At 41.6% G+C, this 5,535-nt stretch carries 5 protein-coding genes and 1 pseudogene; 2 read left to right on the forward strand and 4 right to left on the reverse strand.

Translation table 11 applies throughout. The features are described 5' to 3' along the window. Positions 1 to 31 precede the first annotated feature (31 nt). Together L1D50_RS21180 and recQ are read right to left on the reverse strand one after the other, a co-directional pair. On the reverse strand, positions 32 to 319 hold the full coding sequence (locus L1D50_RS21180; protein WP_128727737.1) for a DUF3630 family protein: 288 nt from the start codon (positions 317 to 319) through the stop codon (positions 32 to 34). After that, positions 319 to 2,133 (reverse strand): DNA helicase RecQ, encoded by a 1,815-nt coding sequence (recQ, locus tag L1D50_RS21185; RefSeq protein ID WP_239966753.1) that lies wholly within the window; start codon positions 2,131 to 2,133, stop codon positions 319 to 321. The genes L1D50_RS21180 and recQ overlap by 1 nt, the downstream gene beginning before the upstream one ends. 331 nt (positions 2,134 to 2,464) lie before the next feature. Here recQ and L1D50_RS21190 point away from each other — a divergent pair. Continuing rightward, a pseudogene (locus L1D50_RS21190) lies at positions 2,465 to 2,642 on the forward strand (EamA family transporter); the annotation flags it as partial. Between the two features lie 40 nt (positions 2,643 to 2,682). On the opposite strand, the gene L1D50_RS21195 reads toward L1D50_RS21190, so the two are convergent. Beyond that, positions 2,683 to 3,918 carry a response regulator gene (locus tag L1D50_RS21195; RefSeq protein WP_193554576.1) on the reverse strand — a complete coding sequence of 412 codons (1,236 nt, stop codon included), beginning with the start codon at positions 3,916 to 3,918 and terminating at the stop codon, positions 2,683 to 2,685. Positions 3,919 to 4,149: 231 nt separating this feature from the next. Further along, positions 4,150 to 4,521 carry a DUF413 domain-containing protein gene (maoP, locus tag L1D50_RS21200; RefSeq protein WP_128727740.1) on the reverse strand — a complete coding sequence of 124 codons (372 nt, stop codon included), beginning with the start codon at positions 4,519 to 4,521 and terminating at the stop codon, positions 4,150 to 4,152. Between the two features lie 87 nt (positions 4,522 to 4,608). Between maoP and L1D50_RS21205 the strand changes: the two genes are divergently transcribed. Beyond that, entirely contained in the window at positions 4,609 to 5,454 is an 846-nt protein-coding gene (locus L1D50_RS21205; protein WP_128727741.1) for a LysR family transcriptional regulator, read from the forward strand. Positions 5,455 to 5,535 lie beyond the last annotated feature (81 nt).

The following is a 5,535-nucleotide window of genomic DNA, read 5'->3' on the forward strand; positions in this document are numbered from 1 at the left end:
TATTTATAGACTTAAAGAGCTTTATGTGGACTTAACGAGAAAGTTGTTGGCGCAGGAAAGGTAGGAGTTCTAAGGCATCAACGCCATCTGGAGCTATCCAAATACTCTCGCTGTAATGTTCAAAATTTAAATTGAAATTGCAATTCTCACATGAAAAACGCCACTGATGTCTGTCTGCACCAGCAGAGAACTCAATTAATTGAATCGCGTTATGGTGTAAGAATATTTTGCCCCAAAGTTCAAACTCGTCGTCTTGAGGTGTAACTTCACAGTTGATGATAATCACCTCGTGTGGATTATCTAAAGTGAGTGTGGTCATTATTCTCTTTCCAAATAATTGCGAATGAGTTGCATGAAAGGGGAACCGTACTTGCTGAGCTTAGTAAAACCGACACCAGATACTTGTAAAAACTCGCTGTCTGTTGTTGGTGTTCTTTGCGCCATTTCAGCTAACGTTCGATCGTTAAAGACAACATACGGCGGTACATCATCTTCATCTGCGAGCTGCTTTCTGAGTGCACGAAGCTTAGCAAATAGTTTCTTGTCATAATTAAACTGAGCCAGTTTATCTTGATAGACGTGCTTAGCTACGAGCCTTGGCTCTGCCAGTTGTAGCACATATTCACCGCGCAGTACGGCCCGGGCGGCTTCTGTTAATTTAAGCGTTGCACCTTGTGTAATATCTTGACTCAATAAACCATGATGGATCAGTTGACGTAATATACTCAACCAAAATTCATTACTGTGCTCTTTCCCAATACCATAGGTTGAAAGTGTATGGTGATTTTGCTCTCTGATCCTTGCGGTATTAGCTCCACGTAAGATATCGACAATATAACCAATACCAAAACGCTGCTCAGCTCGGTATACACACGATAAGGCTTGTTGAGCAACTAATGTGCCGTCAAATTGTTTTGGTGGGTTAAGGCAGATATCACAGTTACCGCATGCTTCTCGTTGATATTCGCTGAAGTAATTGAGCAAAATTTGACGACGACAGGTTTGTGCTTCAGCAAAGCTCGACATCGCCTGAAAGCGCTGTTCTTCGACTTTACGACGTTGCTCGTCTGGAATATCTTCAAAAAAGCGTCTAACGCGGGGAATATCCGCAGGATCAAAATACATAACGGCTTCAGCTGCCAAGCTATCTCGCCCTGCACGGCCAGTTTCTTGATAATATGCTTCTACACTTTTTGGAATATCATAGTGAACCACAAATCGCACGTTGGGTTTATTGATCCCCATACCAAAAGCAACTGTGGCAACTACGATTTGAATGTCATCTCGGGCGAAGCGGTTTTGTACAAACTGACGCTGATCATTATCTAGACCTGCGTGATAGCCTGCTGCATTGAACCCAGCATCAATCAGCTTTTCAGCAATATCATCAACACGTTTTCGGCTACCACAGTAGATTATGCCACTTTGCCCCTTTTGCTCTTTCAAATAGCGGATCAACTGCGACAGGGGTTTGAACTTTTCTTCGATGGTGTAACGAATATTGGGTCTGTCAAAGCTACCGGTATAGATAAAGGGGGTTTGCATACCTAATTGCTGGACAATATCTTTCCGTGTCGCTAAATCAGCCGTTGCGGTTAATGCCATCATCGGAACAGACGGAAAATGTTGACGTAACTCTTTTAAACGAAAGTAATGTGGTCTAAAGTCATGCCCCCAATGGGATACGCAGTGGGCTTCGTCGATGGCAAATAAACTGATGTTACAGTTAGATATGCGTTCGATAAAATCTCTTTGTAAGGCCTTTTCCGGCGCTATATATAATAGCTTTAAGCGACCCTGGAAAAGCGCGTCATAAGTATCTCTTTGCTGCTCCCAAGCGACACTGTTGTTAATATATTCAGCGGCAATGCCTTGTGCTTTTAACTGTGCGACCTGGTCTTGCATTAATGAGATAAGAGGCGATATTACAATTGTCACGCCTGCAAATAATACTGCTGGAACTTGGTAACAGAGTGATTTACCACCGCCGGTAGGCAGTAGTACAAGCGTATCCTGACCAGCTAAGCTGGACTGAATAATGTCAAGCTGACCATCTCTAAACGTACTGTAGCCAAACACATCTTTCAGTACAGAGTGAGGGTCGTTAATTGGGGGGCTTACGAGGGTATCCATCGGCGTCATTTTAGAGCTTTTTTTGAACCTTGTCTTTGCTTTTTATCTAATCTTAAGAGACTTGACTAAGTTTTAAGCACTTGTTGCTTTAGATTTTGCGATTGTGAATTCATCTAACTTTCATCGCCGTGATTAATAAAAATGAGTATAATGATTGACCTCTTAGTTGATCCCTCCAAAGGTTAAAAGCCCGTGATTGAAGAGTAAACGAAAGGACACTTACTCGCTGTACTCGCCGTTTTTATGTAGGGAATTGCGTTTATCTATTTTAAGTAACGTGTCCATATTGATGCGATTGAATTTTAATTGGGGACTGTTAATAACATACTTTATGTTAGATGCGAGCTCAGGCTATTACATCAACCCGTCACTTAACGTATTATTAGAGGTGTTATTCTTATCGGAAAGATTAAGAACAGCGCAAAAGTTTGCTGTGTTATTGGCGATAGTGGGTGTAGTGTTGCAGTTAATCAGTTTGATTCATTCCTGTCATTGCGTTTTTACTGGCGTATGTTTAGTTTTGATTCTTATAGAGATATGAGAAAGCGCTCAGTAAACTAAGCGGTTTCTTCCAGTATCTTTCGCCTGATATAAACGCTCATCAGCTTGTTTTATCAGGCTTTCTATATTTGTGGTCACCTGAGCAGCAAGCCCCATTGAAACAGTAAACGGGATCTGCTGAGCGGTCAGTTCGTTACTGCTTTGCTCTAGATATTCCCGAAAGCGCTCCAGCCTTTCTTTACAATGATCAGTCACCGTATCTTTAAAATATATCGCAAACTCTTCGCCGCCTAATCGAGCGACTAAATCATTGGGAAAATATTGAGCAAACGCTTGGCCAATAGACTCAAGCACTGCATCGCCTCCCTCATGGCCATAATTGTCATTTACTTGCTTAAAATGGTCAATATCTATCATCGCTATCAGTCCATGGAGCTCTTTTTTATGTCTCGCTTTTAGACTTTTCTTTACGGTATCGAAAAAGTAGCGTCGATTTGGTAAGTTGGTTAGATAGTCTGTATTCGCTTGTCGGCGTATCGTTTGAATATGCTCTAACATATCGACGTTTTGGCTAAGACGACAGTAAAACTCTTCTGCGTTAAAAGGTTTTCTGAGGTAGTCATTAGCACCATTTTTTAAGAAGCGTGTGGATAGATTAGCAGTTTCAACACCTGAGATACCGATTATAGCTTTATCATCGTCAGTGTAGAGTCGCCTGATTTCGATGCATAACTCTTCGCCTCGCATATTTGGCATTTCATTGTCGGTAATGATCACGGAGATATCGGGATTGTCTTTTAATACCGCGAGCGCTTCTAAGCCATCGCAGGCCTCTAGTACCTGGTATTTATGGCGAGCGAGGAGCGCTGACACATAATGCCTCGACGAAATAGAATCGTCCACAACTAGTACTCTGACATTTTCATTTCTTGGTAGACGCTCTAATTGGCGCCGTAAATAATGATAGGCTTGCTTATTTTCCTTAGTTATATAGTCAATAATAGGGTACTGCTCTACGATTGAGCGAGTTTGACTCTCGAGGTTACCTGTCATAACAATAGTAGGAACGTCAGCCTTAACCGTATAGGGAATGGCTTCGCCAAGCGGCGCATCAGGTAACACAAAGTCTACCACGGCACAAAAATAATCATGCTGTGATAATAAAACTTTGGCTTCAGCCAAAGACTCTGCAATATCTACATGGTATCCCACCGTGGTAGCAATGTGCTTTTGCACCTTTGCAATTGTGGGGGTGTCTTCAATGATTAAGATTTTCCGTAACACAACTTTTGCCAATCATTTCCTGTTTTACTAATTCTTAACCCAACTGCGCTTAATTGCAATGCTTGTGAGAATAAACAGGTGATGACTAAGAACAAAATGTTAGAAAGATAGCGCGCGATGTGTGATTTGAGATTGAGATGTTTTTATATGAGGAAACAATGTAGACGCCAATAAGAGAAAATAATACAACTCTTTTGACGCCTAAGCTTGATAGTTTATGGGCTATTTTGCTTATAGCTCGTCGTCAATATCTGCTGGGATAACCACGCTCCCATCATTTTGAACTTTAGAGCGTCCAAATAGCGTGTGAAACTTTGTTTTACACGTAGTATGCTTCAAATATTTAGCCCAAGCTTTTTCGACAGCGTTAGTTGGGGGGATTAACCCTTCCATTACCTGAACAAATTGGGATTGGAAACTGTTTTGAGGTTCTGCTGCTTTGCTGTATAAGCTTCTTAACGTGGCACCACAGCGTTCAAGAATTTCGGCTTCTTGTAGTGTGAAGTGACCACTGCGTCCGAATCCTCTAGGGAAGTTGGCGTCATCATAAAAGGCTCTGGGGCTTGCAAATGCATTTTTCAAAGTCGCTAAATTATGATCCATAACTGAGTCCTCTAAGTTTATCTGGCTGGAGTATGGACCAAGTTTTATAATTTTTTAAACGAGTAATTTTTATCGTCAGGAAGAAAAATGGACATAGATCTATTAAAAACTTTTGTCGAAGTTGTCAAAACCCGTCATTTTGGCCGGGCGGCAGAAAATTTATACATCACTCAGTCAGCTGTAAGCTTTAGGATCCGCCAACTTGAACAAAGCTTAGGAGTGAACCTTTTTATCCGCCAGCGTAACAATATTCAGTTAACGGCGCCTGGTGAAAGGTTGTTACCACACGCCAAAATGATTTTAACTGGGATGCAGCGGGCCAAGGTCGATGTTGCACTCGCAAATAATATGCATAAGCAATTGTCACTGAGTGGCACTGCTAATATTTGGGACGCATTTTTACAATTCGGGATTAACCATATTGTATCCGCTATGCCTGGGGTATCGCTTGTTGCTGAAGTGAAAGCTCAGCAAGAAAGCACGCGACTATTATTAGAGCGAACACTAGATCTTGCTGTACTGTTCGATCCGCCCAAAGTCGATGAACTGGTTGTTAAGCCGATCAGCGATCTTGCTATTATTCCTGTAAGCACTTTTGACAATGCAACAAAAGAAGACTTTTTTGACAACCAATACGTTTATGTTGACTGGGGAACCGCTTTTTCTCTTTGGCATGCAAAACAATTTACTGGCGCAACCCCTCCTTATTTTAGAACCAGCACTGGTCGAATAGCACTCGACCTTATTCTCCAATGTGGCGGCTCTGCATTTGTGCCAGAAGCACTAGCGTTAGAGTCCATTGAGGCAGAAAGGTTGACTCAAGTTGATGAAGTAGAAAGTAACTCAAGAGAGATCTTTGTGGCATACCACAAAGATAACGACCAATTAGAGCAGATAGAAACCATCGTAAACTTACTGGGGGCGGTGAAGTAATTCTTATAATGAATCTTTTGTGACGTATTTCTTAAGGTTGGGTGTCACTTTATTTTCAGAAATATTTTATGTGTAATATTT

This window comes from Pseudoalteromonas sp. Isolate6, assembly GCF_022398435.1.
In the GTDB taxonomy this organism is placed as follows: domain Bacteria; phylum Pseudomonadota; class Gammaproteobacteria; order Enterobacterales; family Alteromonadaceae; genus Pseudoalteromonas; species Pseudoalteromonas galatheae.